This window comes from Sinomonas sp. ASV486 (genome assembly GCF_030908215.1).
Classification (GTDB): Bacteria; Actinomycetota; Actinomycetes; order Actinomycetales; family Micrococcaceae; genus Sinomonas; species Sinomonas puerhi.
The window spans coordinates 1-17,231 of the sequence record NZ_JAVFJK010000015.1 but is presented as its reverse complement, the minus strand read 5'-3'; the positions used below and the strand labels follow the sequence as shown (position 1 = coordinate 17,231).

Sequence of the window (17,231 nt, the reverse complement as noted above, 5' to 3'; positions counted from 1 at the left end):
GCCTACTGGTCAGCCGAGGGCGGCCACCCATTCGCTCCCGCCGCCCTCGAAGAACTGCTCCTTCCAGACCGGCACCTCGGCCTTGACCCGGTCCACGAGGTCGGAGCAGAGCCGGAAGGCCTCGCCCCGGTGCGCCGCCGAGACGGCACACACGAACGCGGCGTCGCCCACCGCGAGTTCCCCGATCCGGTGCGCGATCCACACCCGCATCGCGCGCTCGGACGCGCCGTGGGCCTGCCCGTGTTCGGCGATGACAGTCTCGACGACGCCTCGCAGCGTCGCCTCAGCCGTCGGGTGGGCGGTGTACGTCAGCCGCGTGACGCCGCGGCCGTCGTCATGGTTGCGGACCACGCCGGAGAACAGCACGACGGCGCCCGCGTCGGCGGCGTCGACGGCGGCGCGCGCAGCGGCCTCGTCGAGCGGCTCGGAGGTCACCGCAGCGTGGACCACCTCGACTGAGGCGTCCGCACTGGCCGCATCGTCGGCAAGGGCGCCACCGGCTCGAGCGTCGGAAATGGAGCCGCCAGGGGCTGCGCCGGCCATACCCTCGGCTGGCAGGCCCTCACTCGGCATGGTCATGGCTGCCTCCCCTTCCCGCGACCTGGTCGCAGACGTGTCCAATGATCGGGTCGAGAACGGACAGCCCGTCCATGACACCCGACGGCGAGCCGGGAAGGTTCACCACAAAGGTCCCCCCCGCGATGCCCGCGTACCCGCGGGACAGAGCGGCAAGCGGCGTCTTGTCCAGTCCGGCGGCCCGAATGGCCTCCATAAGGCCCGGGACCTCGCGGTCGAGCAGGGGCAGCGTCTCCTCAGGCGTGACGTCGTCGGGGCTCAGGCCGGTGCCCCCGCTCGTGACGATGAGCGCGGGCTCGAGCGCGAGCAGCGCCCGCAGGGCCGCCCCGACGCTGGGGCCGTCCGGAACCACGGCGGCCGGGATGACCTCGAAGCTATGCTCTGCGAGCCAGTCGGCAATGACCGGACCCGTCCGGTCCTCGTACACGCCCGTCGCCGCGCGCGTCGAGGCAATGATGATTCCTGCGCGCCTGAGCGGGCTCATCGGGTCTCCCCGAGCGTCCAGTCCCCGCTCTTGCCCCCGGACTTCGCGAGGACCTTGACTTCGGAGATGACCGCGTGTTTGTCGACCGCCTTGACCATGTCGTAGACACCGAGGGCCGCAATCGACGCGGCGGTGAGGGCCTCCATCTCTACCCCCGTCACGCCACGGGTCTTGACGGTCGCGAGCACGGTCACCGAGGTGGAGCCCGACTCGAAGTCGACCGTGACCTTGGTGAGCGGCAGCGGATGGCACAGCGGGATGAGTTCAGGGGTCTTCTTGGCCGCCATGATGCCTGCGACCCGAGCCACCGCGAACGCATCGCCCTTGGGCAGGCCGCCCTCCGTGAGGAGCGCCATGACCTCGGGCGTGGTTGTCAGGACCGCCTGGGCCGTGGCCTCGCGCGTGGTTTCCAGCTTGCCGCTCACATCGACCATGTGTGCACTGCCGTCCGCGCGCACGTGGGTGAGCCGGGGACCGGAGCCTCGCGGCGGAGTGGGCGGATTCTGCGGGGTGTCATTCACGTGAGCCATACTTCCACCTCGGCGCCGACCTCGAGCTCGGTGACGCCATCGGGCACCATGGCGAGGGCGTCCGAGGCCGCGAGGGCGCCGAGGAGGTGCGAGCCCGGCCCCCCGACGAGTTCGACGCATCCGTCGGCGCGCAGCCTGGCGCGCCGCACCTGGAGCTTCCCGGGCGGCGACGTGAGCGCCTCGGCCAGCGGCGCCCTCAGGCGGCGCCGGCCCCGCGGCGCACCGAAGAGCTCGGCGAGGACGGGGCGCAGGAGCACTTCCCACGAGATCCAGCAGCTCACGGGATTCCCGGGGAAGGCGACGACCGGCAGTCCCTCGAAGGTCCCGAGGCCCTGCGGACCGCCGGGCTGCATCGCGAGGTGGGCGAACTCAACGTCGTGCCCGTCGAGGGCGAGCTTGGTCGCCTCGAACGCGCCCTTCGAGACGCCTCCCGTGGTGATGACGACGTCCGGCCGCGCCTCCCCCTCGAGCCCCGCGAGCCTCTCGAGTTCGCGCCGCAGCTCATCGGGATCGTCGCTGCGCACAGCCACGTTCGCGGCCGCAATCCCTGCCTCGCGCAGGGCGGCCCACAGGAGCATCCCGTTCGCGTCATAGATCTGTCCGGGCGCCAGCCGCGCGCCGGCGGTAGCCAGCTCGGCACCGGTGCTCAGGAGCGTGATCCGCACCGGACGGCGCACAGGCACCGTTGAGAGGCCGAGGCCGGCGGCGAGGCCGATCTGGGGAGCCCCCATCGCGGTGCCGGCCGCGAGCACGACGGCGCCCGCGGCCACGTCGCTCCCGGTGCGCCGCACGTAGGTGCCCGCCTCCACGGAGGGGAGGGACACCGTTGCGCCCTCCTCGGGGAACTTGGGCGGCTCGGCCCGCTCGACGGGTACTACGGCGTCCGCACCCTCGGGCATCATCGCCCCGGTCATGATGGGCGCAGCGTGCCCCGGGGCGAGCGGCACAGGCACCGCACCTGCAGGAATGGCTGCCCCGACCGTGAACTCCCGTACTCCCCCGCCTACAGTCCCCTCGAAGTCAACGGACCGGACCGCGAAACCGTCCATCTGCGAATTGTCGAACGGGGGCAGGTCCACGGGCGCCACGAGGTCGGAGCCCAGAGCCGTGCCCAGCGCCGCACGGAGCGGCAGCCGCTCGAGTGGCCGCGCAGCCAGCGGCGCGATCAGTGCGGCGATCCGTGCGCGGTGCTCTTGGACGCTCCGGCGCTCCTGTGCGCTCCGGTGCCCTGCCCCGGCGTTCTCGTGGACGCCCTTGCCCGTCCCGGTCTCCAGATGGTTGTGGACGTGCGCGGGGCCGGTGCCCGCCGCGGGCTCTGTCATGTGGCCTCCAGCTCAATGATGTCGTAGCCCGTCGCGCCGTCCGGGGCGGGCGGGGCTACGTTGGGGGTCTGGACCTGGCCGTCGCCGTCGGTCGCACGGACGGCGACCCGGTGCTGGCCGGGCGCGAGCCGGACCGATGCGGCCCATTGGTACCAAGTATCCCGGGATATCCCGGTGCCGAGCCGCGCGGGCTGCCACGCGCCGTCGTCCACCTTCACCTCGACGAGGGCGATGCCGCGATGCTGCGCCCAGGCAACCCCGGCCACCGTGACATCCCCCGCTGCGACACGCGTTCCCCGGCGCGGGACGTCGATGCGCGACGCGGTCTTGACGGGGCCCTTCTCGCTCCAGCCGCGCGTGCTCCAGTAGGCCGTGTCTGCCGCGAAGGTGGTGACCTTGAGCTCAGTCACCCATTTCGTGGCGGACACGTAGCCGTACAGTCCCGGCACCACGAGGCGAACGGGGAAGCCGTGCTCGGGCGGGAGCGGCTCTCCGTTCATCGCGACGGCGAGGAGCGCGTCCCGTCCGGGGTCGGTGAGGGCCTCGAGCGGGGTGCCGGCGGTGAAACCGTCGACGCTGCGGGAGAGCACCATGTCCGCCCCGGACTGGGGCTGGGCCCTCGCGAGCAGCTCGCGGACGGGCCATCCGAGCCATCGCGCGTTGCCGATGAGCGTGCCCCCCACCTCGTTAGACACGCACGTGAGCGTCACGTAACGCTCCACGAGCGGCTGCGCGAGGAGTTCCTGCCACGTGATCGTCAGCGGATGGTCGACGAGGCCGGTGACCGCGAGCCGCCAGCCGGTGGCGTCCACGGAGGGGACCACGAAGGCCGTGTCGATCCGGTAGAAGTCCGGGTTGGCGGTCACCAGGGGCGACACGCCGTGCACACCGACCTCGGCGCCTGTGGGGATCGCCGGGGCCGGATCCGCGGGCGTCGGGAGGCGGAGCGCCTCGCGCGCGGCGGCTGCGGCCAGCGAGGCCCCGCGCACGACGGCGGTGACCGCACCTCCCAGCGCGACGACGACGGCCGTCCCGGCAAAGGCCCGCAGGAAGCCGCGGCGTGGGAATCGGGCAGTCCCCCAGCCCTCCGGCACTGGACCTGTCGGCCGCGCCGACGTGGGAAACTCCGCCGAACTTGGAGGCTCCACCGACGCGGGAGACTCCACCGACGCGGAAGGCTCCATCGACGCGGGCCGCGCGCCGGCGGCGTCGTGCGCTGTGCCCGCCGTCGCTTCGCGCCGCAGCCGGCCCACGAGCCAGCGCACCAACGACATCGCGACGGCCCCGGCGATCAGCGCGCACACCCACGCGGGTGCCGAGGAGAGTGAACGCGTCGCCACCGCGGCCAGGCCCACGAGCCCGATCAGGCCAGCGAGCCCCACCCCCAACCCCGCGCGGCGCAGTTCGAGCAAACCCGCAGCGGCCCCCAAGAGCGCGATGACGATCGCGATGACGGTGACGAGGAACGCCTTGTCCCCGGTGCCGAAGGCCTGGATGGCCCAGTCCTTCGCTGCGGGCGGGGCGAAGTCGACGACGGCGCCTCCCACAGCGGAGACCGGGCTCAGCGACGGGCTCACGAGGGCCGCGCCCAGCTCACCCGCAAGCACCCCCGCGGCCGCCGCAAGCACACCGGCGAGGGCCGCGAACACCGTGCGGCCCCGCGTCGCGGACCGCCCGGGGGGCGCGGCAGGACGGGGCTCGAGGCTCATGTGTCCAGAATAGGTGTGCGAGGCACCGCCACTCCGGCCGATTCCTTACGTCACGGTGACGCCCCACCGGGTAACGCGCTGTCCAGCACGTGGCCCGTCCCACTGGCGTACCGTAGATGCATGACTGTTGAGCTCGGCATCCCGCGACTGCGTGCCTCGGACGCGCCGCGTGCGGACCCGCGCGCGGCGGACAGGCCTGACGGCTTTCCCAGCCTCGTAGACCGGTTCGGGCGGGTCGCTACGGATATGCGGCTCTCCCTCACGGACAAATGCAACCTGCGCTGCTCGTACTGCATGCCGGCCGAGGGGCTGCCGTGGCTCGCCAAGGACGCGGTCCTCTCCGCGGACGAGATCACACGTGTCGTGGGAATCGGCGTCCGCCTGCTGGGGGTGCGCGAGCTCCGGCTCACGGGCGGCGAGCCGCTCGTCCGCGCGGATCTGGTGGACATCGTCGCCGCCCTGCGCGCAGCCCATCCGGACCTGCCGATCGCCCTGACCACGAACGCCGTGGGCCTTGACGCGAAGGCCGCGCCGCTCAAGGAGGCCGGCCTGTCGCGCATCAACGTCTCGCTCGACACGCTGCACCCCGAGACCTTCGCCCAGCTGGCCCGCCGGCCGTTCTTCGACCGCGTTCTCGCGGGCATCGAGGCGGCCGCCGCCGCTGGACTCGGGCCGGTCAAGATCAACGCGGTCCTCATGCGCGGCATCAACGATGCCGATGCGCCGGAGCTCTTGGCGTGGTGCCTCGAGCGCGGATACGAGCTGCGGTTCATCGAACAGATGCCGCTCGACGCGGACCACGGCTGGACCCGACGGGGAATGGTCACCGCCGGCGAGGTCCGCGAGGTCCTCTCGACGCGCTTCCGCCTCTCCCCCGACCCGCGGGCCCGTGACGGCGCGCCCGCGGAGCGGTTCGAGGTCCGCCCCCTGGACGGCGAGACGCGCGACGGCGCGCCCTCCTCGGGCGGTCAGGGCCCGGCGCTCGGGACGGTAGGCATCATCGCCTCCGTCACCGAGCCGTTCTGCTCGGACTGCAAGCGCACGCGCATCACGGCCGAGGGCAAGGTCATGAGCTGCCTCTTCTCCCACGAGGAGGTGGACCTCCGCGGACTCCTGCGCTCCGGCGCGACCGACGAGGAGGTCGCGCAGCGGTGGCAGGAGGCCATGTGGCTCAAGCCCAAGGCACACGGCATGGGCCACACGGGGCTCGGCGCCGATGATTTTGTCCAGCCCGACCGGTCGATGTCCGCGATCGGCGGCTGACGGGGCCCGAACCCCTCGGCATCTTTCGGCATCTTGAGGAGCAGCAGTGCAAATCACCCTGCGGTACTACGCCGCGGCCCAGGCCGCCGCCGGCGTCGGCGAGGAGCCCCTCGAGGCGCCCGACGGCGCGACCCTGGGCGACGCGCTCGAAGCAGCGCTCGCCGTCGTCCGCGTTCCGGCTGGTGGGGCGGGCACCCCGACCACCGCGCCGGCGCTCGCCGACGTGCTGCGGAGGTGCTCGTTCCTGGTCAACGAGGTCGCGGCGAAGGACCGCTCCCGCGGGCTCGCGGACGGCGACGTCGTGGACGTGCTTCCGCCCTTCGCCGGGGGCTGACGGGCCAGACGGCACCGACGTCAGATCCCTCTCGAGGATGACGACACGTGCGTGCAGGCGGCGTAGCGTTGAAGCAGAGTCATCGGGGAGGTCGTCATGCAGGTCACTGTGAACCGCCGTTGGGTCCGTTGGATCCCGGCCGCCGCGGTCCCGGCCGTCGTGGCCATGGGGCTGCTCGCATCAGGGGCGACCGCGGTGTCCCCGCCGCCTCCTGCCACCCCCGCGCAGGTCCTTGCCCTCGCCGCGGGCCACACCGCCCGGCAGTTCTCCGGAACGCTCGAGGAGACCGCAGACCTCGGCCTGCCGTCGATCCCCGGCCAGGCGCTCGGCGCAGCGAAAGGCAGCTCGACCCTCGGCTCCGAAGCCGCGCTCCTCGAGCTCCTCACGGTGCCGCACACCGCGAAGGTCTACGCAGACGGGCCTGCCAGGATCCGCGTCCAGGTCATGGACCAGCTCGCCGAGCGCGATGCCATCCGCAACGGCTCGGACGCCTGGACCTATGATTCCTCGGCGAACACCGTGACCCACGTGACTCTCCCGGCCGGATCGGCCGAGACAGCGCCGGGCACGCCGGCGATGACCCCTGAGCAGCTCGCCCAGCGGTTCCTCGCCGCAGCGGATGCGAGCACCGACGTCTCGCTCGGCGCACCGACGGCGGTGGCGGGGCACAGCTCCTACACCCTCGTCCTGACGCCCAAGGCCTCCGGAACGCTCATTGCCCGGGTGAAGATCGCAGTCGAGGCCCAGACCGGGCTCCCCCTGGCCGTCGACGTCTTCGCCAAGGGCCAGCAGGCGCCCGCATTCCATGCCGCCTACACCCAGCTGGACCTCAAGGCGCCGGACGCTTCGGTGTTCGCGTTCAGTCCGCCGCCCGGCGCGAAGATCACTGAACAGCGGCTGCCCGCGTCGCCGGGTGCGGCGAGTCAGGCGCAGAAGGACCACCCGCAAAAGGACCCGTCGCAGAAGCCGGCCGCCGGCACGCCTCAGGGGTGGGACGCCGTCGTCGTGATCCCGAAGGACAAGGTTCCGGCGGGCTTCACCGATCAGCCCCTCGTGAAGCAGCTGTCCACCCCCGCCGCCGGCGGACGGGTGATCTCGTCGTCGCTGTTCACGGTCTTCCTCGCGAACGACGGTCGGGTCCTCGCCGGGGCGGTCCCGGCGTCGACGCTCGAGGCCAAGGCCTCGGGCACCACTGCGAAGTGACGGCGACTGCGGGCCGCCGAGAGCGGCGTCATGGATGACGGCGTCGTGGGTGACGGCGTCGTGGGTGACGGCGAGGGCGCTGCGGCGATCCGGACGCACGGTCTCACGAAGCGGTTCGGCGCTCACGCCGCCGTCGATGACCTGAGCCTGACTGTGCCGAGAGGGTCGGTGTTCGGGTTCCTCGGGCCGAACGGCTCAGGCAAGACCACCACGATCCGGATGCTGCTCGGCCTCGTGTCCCCGACTGCCGGGCAGGCCGAGGTCCTCGGATTGCCCATGCCGCGCGCGGCGGGCGGTGTCCTTCCGCGGGTGGGGGCTCTCGTCGAGGGGCCGGCGTTCTACCCGTTCCTGAGCGGCACGGCGAACCTCGCCCGTCTCGACACTGCGGATCCCCTTGCCCCAGCCCGCACCCGACGCGCCCGCGTGGGGTCAGCGCTCGAGCGCGTCGGCCTCTCCCACGCGGCCGGCAAGAAGGTGCACGCCTACTCGTTGGGCATGAAGCAGCGACTGGGCCTCGCGGCGGCGCTCCTGTCACCGCGCGCCCTCCTCGTCCTCGACGAACCGACGAACGGCCTCGACCCGCAGGGCACGCGCGAGGTCCGAAGCCTCATCCGTTCCCTCGCCGACGACGGCACCACCGTCTTCATCTCGAGCCACCTCCTCGCCGAGGTCGAGCAGATCTGCTCGCACGCTGCGGTGCTGCGCTCGGGGCGTCTCATGGCTCAGGGCACGCTGGACGAGCTCCGTGGCGCCGCACGGCCCCGGCTAGAGGTCCTCACCCCGGATACATCTGAGGCGGCCGGGGTGCTGCGCGGACTCGGGCTCGAGATCGAGCCCGCTGGGCCCGGAACCGTGGTCGGGCTTCCCGCCGCAGAGGCGGGCGACGGCGCATCCTCGCGGGCCGCTGCCCCTGCAGCCCCCGAGGCGGTCGTCGCGGCGCTCGTCGCCGCCGGCGTACGCGTACGCGGGTTCAGAGCGGAGGCCACGACTCTGGAGGAACGGTTCGTCGAGCTCACGGGAGAGGGATTCGATGTCGGAGGCTGACACCGCCCGCGGCTCGCACACCGCAAGGCTGCTCGCCTCCGAGCTGCTCGTCCTGTTCGGGCGCTGGCGGACGTGGACGATGCTTGCGGCCCTCGCCGCCGTGCCAGTGGTCATCGGGCTCGCCGTTCGCTTCGCCCCTGGACGGCCCCCGAGCGGGCGGGGCCCCGTGTTCCTGGACCAGATTACCAACAACGGGCTCTTCGCCGGGGTCGTGGGGCTGGTCGTGTGCACCCCCCTCTTCCTGCCGCTGACCGTCAGCGTCGTCGCGGGGGATGCGATCGCGGGCGAATCGGGCCTGGGAACCCTGCGCTATCTGCTCGTAGCTCCTGTCGGGCGCATCAGGCTGCTCGTGGTGAAGTACCTCAGCTCCGCCGTGTTCTGTGCGGCGGCGGGACTCGCCGTCGTGCTGGGAGGGGTTCTTGTGGGCGTCGTGCTGTTCCCACTCGGACAGGCCACGCTCTTGTCGGGGGCGCAGATCGGGCCCGGCGAATCGCTGGTCCGGCTCCTGCTCATGGCAGCCTACGTGACCGTCTCGCTGTTGGGCCTCGCTGCGATCGGGCTGTTCGCCTCGACGCTCACTGGTGTGCCGGTCGGGGCGATGGCCGCGACCGCCGTGCTCGCTGTGGTCTCGCAGATCCTCGGTGCGCTCGACCAGCTCGACTGGCTGCATCCATGGCTCTTCACGGACCACTGGCTCGGGATTGCGGACTTCCTGCGCGACCCGATCTCGTGGGACTCCTTCGGGCAGAACGCCTGGCTCCAGCTCGGCTACGTCGCGTTCTTCGGGGCCCTCGCCTACGGCAGGTTCACCACGAAGGACATCCTCGCCTGAGGTGACCCCGCAAACGTGAGACCTGACCCCGCATCTGGATCTTCCGATGCGGGTCAGGTCTCAACGGTGCGGGGTCAGGTCTCAGGCGAGCCCGAAGGTCTCCGTCTCGTCGAACGGGCCAACCACCGTGGTGGTGCGCGGCGCGGCGGCGAGGACCCGTGCGAGTTCCTGGACGTCGTGCGCGGAGACGGCCGCGATCTGGGCGAGCGTCTCCTCGATGTCCTGGAACTCACCCGAGACGAGCTCGGCGCGACCGAGGCGGGACATGCGCGAACCGGTGTCCTCGAGGGCGAGGACGATCCCGCCGGATAGCTGGCCCACGGCCTTCCGCAGTTCGTCGTCGGTGATGCCGTGCTCGGCGAGCTTCTCGAGCTCGGCCGCCATGAGTGCGAGGACCTGCGGTACCTTCGCGGGCGAGCAGCCCCCGTAGATCCCGAAGTATCCGGCGTCCGCGTAGGCCGAGGCGAACGAGTACGTCGAGTACACGAGGCCGCGCTTCTCGCGGATCTCCTGGAACAGTCGCGACGACATGCCGCCGCCGAGCACCGCGTTGAGCACGCTCATGACGTACCGGCGCGAGTCGGTGGCCGTGATCGACGGGCAGCCCATGATCACATTCGCCTGCTCGACCTGCCGCCTGACCACGCTCAGTCCGGGCTTGCCCGTGATGGCCGCGGGCGACGTCGTGCGCCGCGCCACGGGGGCCGCACCCTCGGCGAGGGTCCAGCCCGCGGTCCGCAGCGCGTCGAGCACGAGCGAGCACACGACGTCGTGCTCGAGACCGCCCGCGACGGTGATCACGAGCTCATCCGGGCGGTAGTAGCGGCGGTAGTGGTCCCATACCGACTCGCGCGGGACGGCCTTGATCGCCTCGGGCGTGCCGCCGATGGGGCGCCCGAGCGGGTGCTCACCGAGGACGGCGGCGACAAAATGCTCATGGGCGACGTCCGTCGGGTCGTCGCCGTCCATGGCGATCTCCTCGAGGATGACGTCGCGCTCCTGCTCGAGCTCCTCGGAGTCGAGGACCGCGGACGTGATCATGTCCGCAATGACGTCGATAGCCATCGGCAGGTCCGTGTCGAGCACGCGTGCGTAGTAGCACGTGCTCTCCTTGGCCGTCGCGGCGTTCGACTCGCCGCCCACCTCGTCGAACGCCGAGGCGATCTCGAGGGCAGTACGACGCTGGGTTCCCTTGAAGAGCAGATGCTCGAGGAAGTGTGTTGACCCATGCTGGCCTGCGGCCTCGTCACGGGATCCCACACCGACCCAGAAGCCGATCGACGCCGACCTCTGGCCGGGCATGGCCTCCGTGAGGACGCGCACGCCCCCGGGGAGGATGGAACGGCGCACGACGGCGCCGCCCTCCTTCCCGAAGATCGTGGTGGACGCCGGGGCGCCGTCCACGAGCTGGCCTGAGGTCAGCGGCAATTCGACTATGGGCATGCGGCTACGCGTCAGCCGATTCGGTCGCCGGCTCGGCCGGCTCGGCGGCCGACGTGGCCTCGTCCTCGGCCACGACCGGAGCAAGCGAGAGCTTGCCGCGATCGTCGATCTTCGTGATCTCGACCTGGACCTTCTGGCCCACGGAGACGACGTCCTCGACGTTGTCCACGCGCTTGCCGCCCGCGAGCTTGCGCAGCTCGGAGATGTGCAGCAGGCCGTCCTTGCCCGGGGTGAGCGACACGAAGGCGCCGAAGGTCGTGAGCTTCACGACGGTGCCGAGGTAGCGCTCGCCGACCTCAGGCAGCTGCGGGTTCGCGATCGCATTGACCGCCGCCCGGGCCGCCTCGGCCGAGGAGCCGTCGGTCGCGCCGATGAGCACGGTGCCGTCGTCCTCGATCGAGATGTCGGCTCCCGTGTCCTCCTGGATCTGGTTGATCATCTTGCCCTTGGGGCCGATGACCTCGCCGATCTTGTCCACGGGGATCTTGATCGCGATGATGCGCGGGGCGTACTCGGAGAGCTCGTCCGGGCGATCGATCGCGGCGTTGATCACGGAGAGGATGTGCAGGCGGGCCTCACGGGCCTGCTTGAGCGCGGCGGCGAGGACCGATGCCGGGATGCCGTCGAGCTTCGTGTCGAGCTGGATCGCGGTAACGAACTCGGAGGTGCCGGCCACCTTGAAGTCCATGTCGCCGAACGCGTCCTCGGCACCGAGGATGTCCGTCAGGGCCGCGTAGCGGGTCTGACCGTCGACCTCGTCGGAGACGAGGCCCATCGCGATGCCGGCCACCGGTGCCTTGAGCGGCACACCGGCGTTGAGCATCGACAGGGTCGAGGCGCACACGGAGCCCATCGACGTCGAGCCGTTGGAGCCGAGGGCCTCGGACACCTGGCGGATCGCGTACGGGAACTCCTCGCGGGACGGGAGCACCGGCACGAGGGCGCGCTCGGCGAGGGCGCCGTGGCCGATCTCGCGGCGCTTCGGCGAACCGACGCGGCCAGTCTCACCGGTGGAGTACGGCGGGAAGTTGTAGTTGTGCATGTAGCGCTTGTGCGTGACCGGGGAGAGCGAGTCGATCTGCTGCTCCATCTTGAGCATGTTCAGCGTCGTGACGCCCATGATCTGGGTCTCGCCCCGCTCGAAGATCGCGGAGCCGTGGACGCGCGGCAGCACCTCGACCTCGGCAGTGAGCTGGCGGATGTCCGTCAGTCCGCGGCCGTCGATGCGGATCTGGTCCTTGAGGATGCGCTGGCGCACGACCTTCTTGGTCACCGAACGGAACGCAGCGGAGAGCTCCTTCTCGCGGCCCTCGAACTGGCCCGCGAGCTGGGAGGTGACCTCATCCTTGAGAGCGTCCGACGCCGCGTCGCGCGCCTGCTTGTCGGCGATCTGGAAGACCTCGGCGAGCCTGGAGGCGGCGGCTGCCTCGACGGCGTCGTACGCATCTGCCTCGTAGTCGAGGAAGATCGGGAATTCCGTGGTGGGCTTCGCCGCACGGTCCGCGAGGTCCTGCTGGGCCTCGCAGAGGGCGCGGATGAACGGCTTGGCGGCCTCGAGGCCCTCAGCCACGACCTCCTCGGTCGGGGCGGTCGCGCCCTCGTCCTTGATGAGGGTCCACGCGTGGTCGGTGGCCTCGGCCTCGACCATCATGATGGCAATGTCATCAGCCACGATACGGCCCGCTACGACCATCGAGAAGGTCGCGTGGGCCAGCTGGGAGTGCTTGGGGAACGCGACCCACTGGGCACCGTTCTCGTCGTGGACGAGCGCAACGCGCACGCCGCCGATCGGGCCGGAGAACGGGAGTCCGCCGAGCTGGGTGGACATCGACGCGGCGTTGATCGCGACGGCGTCGTACAGCTCATCCGGGTTGACGGCGAGGACGGTTACGACGACCTGGACCTCGTTGCGCAGGCCCTTGACGAACGCGGGGCGCAGCGGGCGGTCCATGAGGCGGCACGCGAGGATCGCCTCGGTCGAGGGGCGGCCCTCGCGGCGGAAGAACGAGCCGGGGATGCGGCCCGCGGCGTACATGCGCTCCTCGACGTCCACCGTCAGGGGGAAGAAGTCGAATCCCTCACGCGGGGACTTGCCGGCCGTCGTGGCCGAGAGCAGGGCGGTGTCGTCGTCGATGTAGACCATCGCAGCGCCGGCGGCCTGCTTGGCCAGACGGCCCGTCTCGAAGCGCACGACGCGCTGGCCGAATCGGCCGTTGTCGATAACGGCCTCTGAGAACTGGATCTCGGGACCCTCCATGGGAGAGCACCTCCGTTTCCGTGTTGGTGGAGGCTTCCCGGAACCCGGTCTTCGATCGAGGCTCTTGGCACGCCCGCCGCTGCGGGCGCCCTCAAGAGCCACTACCGAGGACCGCAGGCTGCCGGTGCCCCCTAAAGGGTGGTGTTTCAATTGTCGGGCCCAGCACAGTGCGGGGCCCGGATGCGGAGCGGCCCGTGCCTTCCGTGCGAAAGGACGGGCCGCTCCTTCAGACTATCGGCGCAGGCCGAGACGCTCGATGAGCGAACGGTAGCGGGCGATATCCGTGTCGTGCAGGTAGGAGAGCATGCGCTTGCGGCGACCCACGAGCGCGAGGAGGCCGCGCTGGGTGTGGAAGTCGTGCTTGTGCTGCTTCATGTGCTCAGTCAAGTCCTTGATCCGCTTGGTCAGGACGGCGATCTGGACCTCGGGAGACCCGGTGTCGCCTTCCTTCGTCGCGTATTCCTTGATGATTTCCTGCTTGACGGCGGGATCCAAAGCCATTGGAACTCCTCGTTTCGTGCCGTGCGGCCCGCTGGACACCGCGTCCCCGGGGAACACCGGAACGTCTTCGCTCGAGTGATCCGTTCGAATCAGCCCGAAGGAGAGCCCGGTGCGGCCCAGGCCGCCACGGACTGCAGCGAGGGCCACAGAGGATTCTATCGGTTCCGGTGCCTGCGTGTCGAAATGCGTTCCCTGACGCGCACCGGCTCAAGCGGCGGCTCTCGCAGCTCGGCCCACCCGAGCACCACGAACGCAAGCCCCCAGACGCCCACCGCGAATTCACCGAGCCGGCTTCCGCCGAGGTAGGCGAACAGCAGGACGAATGGCAGCAGGCCGACCCCGAGCGGGATGTAGCGCTCCCAGCCGTGCCAGGCGTGTCCGCGAAGCGCCGCGACACCGGCGAGGAGGAATCCCACGGGGAGCGCGACGGTGGCGACCATGTAGAACACTGCAAGGTCGCCGAATGGCGTCAGGATGTTGCCGATGGCGAGGAACACGAGACCGAGGATCGCGAGGGCGAGACCGGTCCGCGCGATGATGCCGCCGCCGAACGCGTGGTCTGACCAGAGACCGACACAGCCGAAGGCGATGAGGAGCTGGGCGACGCCGATCGCGGGGGCCACGACGGCGAAATAGCCTGACTGGCTCGAGGCGAAGAGCACCCCGGCCTGGAGGACGAACATGGCGGCGCCGCCCACAATCATGGCGAAAGCCGCCCACCGGAACCAGGTCCGGCTCGCGGGACTGCTGGAGGCTGAGTTGTCACTCATGCCGCGAAGTTTAAGCCCCTGAGCCGACCCCGGCCAGAACTCGGCGGGCCTGATCGACGTCGAGCTTCATCTGGTCGACGAGGGCCTCCGGTCCGCGGTACGCGACCATGCCGCGGAGGCGGTCAACGAACTCGACGGCGACCCTCTGCCCGTACAGGTCGAAAGCCTCGGGGGCCTCATCCGGCCGGTCGATCACGTGCGCCTCGACCTGCCGTGCTACCCCAGCGAACGTCGGGTTCGAGCCGACCGAGATCGCGGCTGGCCAGCGCGTCCCGGACTGGTCGACGAGCCAGCCCGCGTAGATCCCATCGGCAGGGATGTGGCCCACCGAATCGTGGGCCAGATTGGCGGTCGGGAAACCCAGGGCGCGGCCGCGTGCGGCGCCGTGGACCACCTCGCCGTGCATCATGTGCGTCCGCCCGAGGATCTCGGAGGCCGTCCGGACGTCACCCGCATCGAGAGCCTCCCGCACCCAGGTGGACGAGCAGCGGCGCCGCTCGGCGTCGTCGTCCGGGTCGTGCGCGGGGTGCGCGGCGCCGTCGGCGAGCGACGTCCCGGCGCGTGCCTCTGCGGCCGGCGCCTGCTCCGTGAACTCCTCGACGACGACGACCTCGAAACCGAACCGCGCGCCGAGCTCCTCCATCGTGGCGAGATCACCGGAGTTGCCACGTCCGAAGCGGACATCGTGTCCCACCACCACGTGCGAGGCGCGCAGCGCGTCGACGAAGATCCCGCGCACGAACTCCTCGGCGCTCTGCTGGGCGAATGCGAGGGTGTAGTGGAGGACGAGGATCGCGTCGACCCCGTGGGCGGCGATGGCGGCCAACCGGTCCTCGATGCCCATGATGAGATCCGGTGCGGTATCGGGACGGTGGACCTGCGCAGGGTGGGGGTCGAAGGTGACGGCCACGGAACGGCTGCCGCTGTGGCGCGCGGTGGACTTCAGTGTGGCGAGGACCTGCTGGTGGCCGCGGTGCACGCCGTCGAAGTTGCCGATGGTGACGGCCGTTGGCCCGAAATCCGTGGGAATCTCGTCCACTCCGTGCCAGATCAAGACCATCGTCCTCGCCTCGTTGCCCTGTGTGTGCCTGATAAGACTACCGGCTTGACCCGGCACACCCGCTCACGCCTGCGCCCTGCGCGGCCTGTTGTAGAAGAGCCATGCGAGCCCGAGGAACGGCAGGATGAGCGGCACGTACCCGTACCCGCGCCCGAACCCGCTCCACACCGTGTCGTGCGGGAAGGCTGCGGAGTCGACCACGCTGGCCGCGCCGACGGCGAGGATGCCGATGAGCTCGACGAGGATCGCGCCGAGCGTCACGTACCAGCTCGTCACTCCCCGGCGGGCCATAGCGACCGTCGCGACGATGTAGACGACGGCTGCCACTGCGCTCAGCAGGTACGCCAGCGGCGCATCGGAGAACTTGGTGGCGATCTGGTATCCGGCGCGCGCCGTCGCCGAGATCGCGAAGACGCCGTAGACGGCCACGAGGATGCGGCCGAGCCCGGTGCTGCGGGTCCGGGGCGAGTGCTCGGGCTTCTGCGCGGAGGTGTCAGGGGTCATGAGAAGGGGGCTCCGTTCCAGATCTGTTCCATCCGGAACAGCATCACAAAGATCGTCAGGGGGACGGCGCCGAGCACCGCGTTGCTCCAGCGGGTCTTGTCCGCGATGGCCCACCAGAAGGCCACGATCGGCAGGATGAGCGCGGTCGCGAGATAGCCCCAGAACTCCCACACCTCGCCACGGACCGGCTCTCCCCCCGCTTGGCGGATCCCGGCGGCGATGCCGAAGACGACGAGGAACAGCTCGACGACGGCGACGGACACGATCGCCGCGTCCCCGGGATAGGTCTTGGTGATCACCGCGGCGACGCACAGGATGAGCGAGAGCGCGCACAGGACTGTCCCGACGAGGAAGAACGGGTCCACGCTCAGGCGTCCTCTCCGTGGGCGGCGAACACGAGCTCCGGCTTGGCCTGGCCGGCGACGTCCTTCAGGAGGGCGACCAGCGCGCCGTCGGGCGCAAACGCGGCGGTGAGCTCCTCCGAGCCTGTCGCCGGGATGCGACGGCCGAAGGAGAGCTCGACCGTCTCCTCGCCGCTGAGCTCGCGCACGGGCAGGAGCGAGCGCGCGGCGACGGAGAGGGGAAGGAGTGCGAAGTCTTCGGCGAGCTGCTCGAGGGTGCGGGCCTGCTCGATCCCGTAGGGCCCGACCTGCGTGCGGCGCAGTGCCGTGAGGTGTCCACCCACTCCGAGGGCAGCGCCGAGGTCGCGGGCGAGGGCACGCACGTACGTGCCGGACGAGCACCGTACGGTGACGTCGACGTCCTGGACCTTCCCGCCCCGTTCACGCCGGATGCCGTGGACGTCGAACGCGAAGATGGTCACGGGACGCGGCGCGAGAGCGACCTCCTCCCCAGCGCGGACACGCGCATAGGAGCGCTCGCCGGCGACCTTGATCGCGCTCACGCTGCTCGGCACCTGGAGGATGCGGCCCGTGAGCTGGGCCGCGGCCTCGCGGATCTGCTGCTCCGTGACCGCAGCCGCGATGCGCTCCTTGAGGATCTCCCCCTCGGCGTCATCGGTGACCGTGGACTGGCCCAGGCGGATCGTGGCGGTGTACGTCTTCTCGGTACCCACGATGTGGGAGAGCAGACGGGTGGCCTTGTTGATGCCGACGACGAGGACGCCCGTGGCCATGGGATCGAGGGTCCCCGCGTGGCCCACCTTGCGGGTGCCGGCGAGCCGGCGGACCCTCCCCACGACGTCGTGGCTCGTCCACCCGCGCGGTTTGTCAACGATCACCAGTCCAGAAAGCACGCCTCCCAGTATATGAAGCCGCGGGAGGCCGCCGGGCGTTCTCACCGCTCAGTACTCCACACGGGCCGCGAAGGCCGTCCAGGCCTCGAACGGGCGGAGCTGCGTGGGGATCTGGACGCGCGTGACCGGCATGACGAAGGGCGG

The 17,231-nt window shown here is 70.8% G+C and carries 18 protein-coding genes; 5 read left to right on the top strand and 13 right to left on the bottom strand.

Going from position 1 to position 17,231, the window contains the following annotated elements; all coding sequences use genetic code 11:
• Positions 1-9: 9 nt before the first annotated feature.
• From RBS60_RS18195 to RBS60_RS18175, 5 genes are all read right to left on the bottom strand, one after another.
• The gene (locus RBS60_RS18195; protein ID WP_307958957.1) at positions 10-579 is read right to left on the bottom strand and encodes a molybdenum cofactor biosynthesis protein MoaE; all 570 of its coding nucleotides are present in this window, start codon (positions 577-579) and stop codon (positions 10-12) included.
• Complete coding sequence (locus RBS60_RS18190) at positions 563-1,060, bottom strand: MogA/MoaB family molybdenum cofactor biosynthesis protein (RefSeq protein ID WP_307958956.1); 498 nt, start codon at positions 1,058-1,060, stop codon at positions 563-565. The genes RBS60_RS18195 and RBS60_RS18190 overlap by 17 nt, the downstream gene beginning before the upstream one ends.
• Entirely contained in the window at positions 1,057-1,494 is a 438-nt protein-coding gene (gene moaC / locus RBS60_RS18185) for a cyclic pyranopterin monophosphate synthase MoaC (RefSeq protein WP_374049314.1), read from the bottom strand. The genes RBS60_RS18190 and moaC overlap by 4 nt, the downstream gene beginning before the upstream one ends.
• 83 nt (positions 1,495-1,577) lie before the next feature.
• On the bottom strand, positions 1,578-2,912 hold the full coding sequence (glp, locus tag RBS60_RS18180; RefSeq protein WP_307958954.1) for a gephyrin-like molybdotransferase Glp: 1,335 nt from the start codon (positions 2,910-2,912) through the stop codon (positions 1,578-1,580).
• A complete protein-coding gene (locus RBS60_RS18175; protein WP_307958953.1) occupies positions 2,909-4,621 on the bottom strand; it encodes a molybdopterin-dependent oxidoreductase in 1,713 nt (570 codons plus the stop codon). Before RBS60_RS18175 ends, glp begins: the two co-directional genes overlap by 4 nt.
• Before the next feature lie 120 nt (positions 4,622-4,741).
• Here RBS60_RS18175 and moaA point away from each other — a divergent pair, with 120 nt between their 5' ends.
• From moaA to RBS60_RS18150, 5 genes are all read left to right on the top strand, one after another.
• On the top strand, positions 4,742-5,884 hold the full coding sequence (gene moaA, locus RBS60_RS18170) for a GTP 3',8-cyclase MoaA (RefSeq protein ID WP_307958952.1): 1,143 nt from the start codon (positions 4,742-4,744) through the stop codon (positions 5,882-5,884).
• A gap of 52 nt (positions 5,885-5,936) precedes the next feature.
• On the top strand, positions 5,937-6,218 hold the full coding sequence (locus RBS60_RS18165) for a MoaD/ThiS family protein (protein ID WP_307959029.1): 282 nt from the start codon (positions 5,937-5,939) through the stop codon (positions 6,216-6,218).
• A 96-nt stretch (positions 6,219-6,314) separates the two neighbouring features.
• Positions 6,315-7,421, top strand: coding sequence for a DUF2092 domain-containing protein (locus RBS60_RS18160; RefSeq protein WP_307958951.1), 1,107 nt, complete (start codon positions 6,315-6,317; stop codon positions 7,419-7,421).
• Between the two features lie 30 nt (positions 7,422-7,451).
• Positions 7,452-8,465, top strand: coding sequence for an ATP-binding cassette domain-containing protein (locus RBS60_RS18155; RefSeq protein ID WP_307958950.1), 1,014 nt, complete (start codon positions 7,452-7,454; stop codon positions 8,463-8,465).
• The gene (locus RBS60_RS18150) at positions 8,452-9,297 is read left to right on the top strand and encodes an ABC transporter permease (protein ID WP_307958949.1); all 846 of its coding nucleotides are present in this window, start codon (positions 8,452-8,454) and stop codon (positions 9,295-9,297) included. Before RBS60_RS18155 ends, RBS60_RS18150 begins: the two co-directional genes overlap by 14 nt.
• An 81-nt stretch (positions 9,298-9,378) precedes the next feature.
• On the opposite strand, the gene RBS60_RS18145 is transcribed toward RBS60_RS18150, so the two are convergent.
• The 8 genes from RBS60_RS18145 to truB form a co-directional block, all read right to left on the bottom strand.
• A complete protein-coding gene (locus tag RBS60_RS18145) occupies positions 9,379-10,740 on the bottom strand; it encodes a pitrilysin family protein (protein WP_307958948.1) in 1,362 nt (453 codons plus the stop codon).
• 4 nt (positions 10,741-10,744) lie between these two features.
• Positions 10,745-12,997: a polyribonucleotide nucleotidyltransferase gene (locus tag RBS60_RS18140; RefSeq protein WP_307958947.1), complete on the bottom strand. Its 2,253-nt coding sequence runs from the start codon at positions 12,995-12,997 to the stop codon at positions 10,745-10,747.
• Positions 12,998-13,228: 231 nt separating this feature from the next.
• Positions 13,229-13,498: a 30S ribosomal protein S15 gene (rpsO, locus tag RBS60_RS18135; protein ID WP_307958946.1), complete on the bottom strand. Its 270-nt coding sequence runs from the start codon at positions 13,496-13,498 to the stop codon at positions 13,229-13,231.
• A gap of 155 nt (positions 13,499-13,653) precedes the next feature.
• Complete coding sequence (locus RBS60_RS18130; RefSeq protein ID WP_307958945.1) at positions 13,654-14,268, bottom strand: hypothetical protein; 615 nt, start codon at positions 14,266-14,268, stop codon at positions 13,654-13,656.
• 10 nt (positions 14,269-14,278) lie between these two features.
• Positions 14,279-15,328, bottom strand: a complete 1,050-nt coding sequence (locus RBS60_RS18125; protein ID WP_307958944.1) for a bifunctional riboflavin kinase/FAD synthetase — start codon at positions 15,326-15,328, stop codon at positions 14,279-14,281.
• Between the two features lie 63 nt (positions 15,329-15,391).
• Positions 15,392-15,832: a hypothetical protein gene (locus RBS60_RS18120; RefSeq protein ID WP_307958943.1), complete on the bottom strand. Its 441-nt coding sequence runs from the start codon at positions 15,830-15,832 to the stop codon at positions 15,392-15,394.
• A complete protein-coding gene (locus RBS60_RS18115) occupies positions 15,829-16,197 on the bottom strand; it encodes a hypothetical protein (RefSeq protein ID WP_374049309.1) in 369 nt (122 codons plus the stop codon). Before RBS60_RS18115 ends, RBS60_RS18120 begins: the two co-directional genes overlap by 4 nt.
• 2 nt (positions 16,198-16,199) lie before the next feature.
• On the bottom strand, positions 16,200-17,087 hold the full coding sequence (gene truB, locus RBS60_RS18110) for a tRNA pseudouridine(55) synthase TruB (RefSeq protein WP_307958942.1): 888 nt from the start codon (positions 17,085-17,087) through the stop codon (positions 16,200-16,202).
• Positions 17,088-17,231: the final 144 nt, after the last annotated feature.

Coding starts and splice junctions, on each gene's coding strand:
- RBS60_RS18195 (WP_307958957.1), bottom strand. CDS start 579: ATGACCATGCCGAGTGAGGGCCTGCCAGCCGAGGGTATGGCCGGCGCA.
- RBS60_RS18190 (WP_307958956.1), bottom strand. CDS start 1,060: ATGAGCCCGCTCAGGCGCGCAGGAATCATCATTGCCTCGACGCGCGCG.
- moaC (WP_374049314.1), bottom strand. CDS start 1,494: ATGGTCGATGTGAGCGGCAAGCTGGAAACCACGCGCGAGGCCACGGCC.
- glp (WP_307958954.1), bottom strand. CDS start 2,912: ATGACAGAGCCCGCGGCGGGCACCGGCCCCGCGCACGTCCACAACCAT.
- RBS60_RS18175 (WP_307958953.1), bottom strand. CDS start 4,621: ATGAGCCTCGAGCCCCGTCCTGCCGCGCCCCCCGGGCGGTCCGCGACG.
- moaA (WP_307958952.1), top strand. CDS start 4,742: ATGACTGTTGAGCTCGGCATCCCGCGACTGCGTGCCTCGGACGCGCCG.
- RBS60_RS18160 (WP_307958951.1), top strand. CDS start 6,315: ATGCAGGTCACTGTGAACCGCCGTTGGGTCCGTTGGATCCCGGCCGCC.
- RBS60_RS18155 (WP_307958950.1), top strand. CDS start 7,452: ATGGATGACGGCGTCGTGGGTGACGGCGTCGTGGGTGACGGCGAGGGC.
- RBS60_RS18150 (WP_307958949.1), top strand. CDS start 8,452: ATGTCGGAGGCTGACACCGCCCGCGGCTCGCACACCGCAAGGCTGCTC.
- RBS60_RS18145 (WP_307958948.1), bottom strand. CDS start 10,740: ATGCCCATAGTCGAATTGCCGCTGACCTCAGGCCAGCTCGTGGACGGC.
- RBS60_RS18140 (WP_307958947.1), bottom strand. CDS start 12,997: ATGGAGGGTCCCGAGATCCAGTTCTCAGAGGCCGTTATCGACAACGGC.
- rpsO (WP_307958946.1), bottom strand. CDS start 13,498: ATGGCTTTGGATCCCGCCGTCAAGCAGGAAATCATCAAGGAATACGCG.
- RBS60_RS18130 (WP_307958945.1), bottom strand. CDS start 14,268: ATGAGTGACAACTCAGCCTCCAGCAGTCCCGCGAGCCGGACCTGGTTC.
- RBS60_RS18125 (WP_307958944.1), bottom strand. CDS start 15,328: ATGGTCTTGATCTGGCACGGAGTGGACGAGATTCCCACGGATTTCGGG.
- RBS60_RS18120 (WP_307958943.1), bottom strand. CDS start 15,832: ATGACCCCTGACACCTCCGCGCAGAAGCCCGAGCACTCGCCCCGGACC.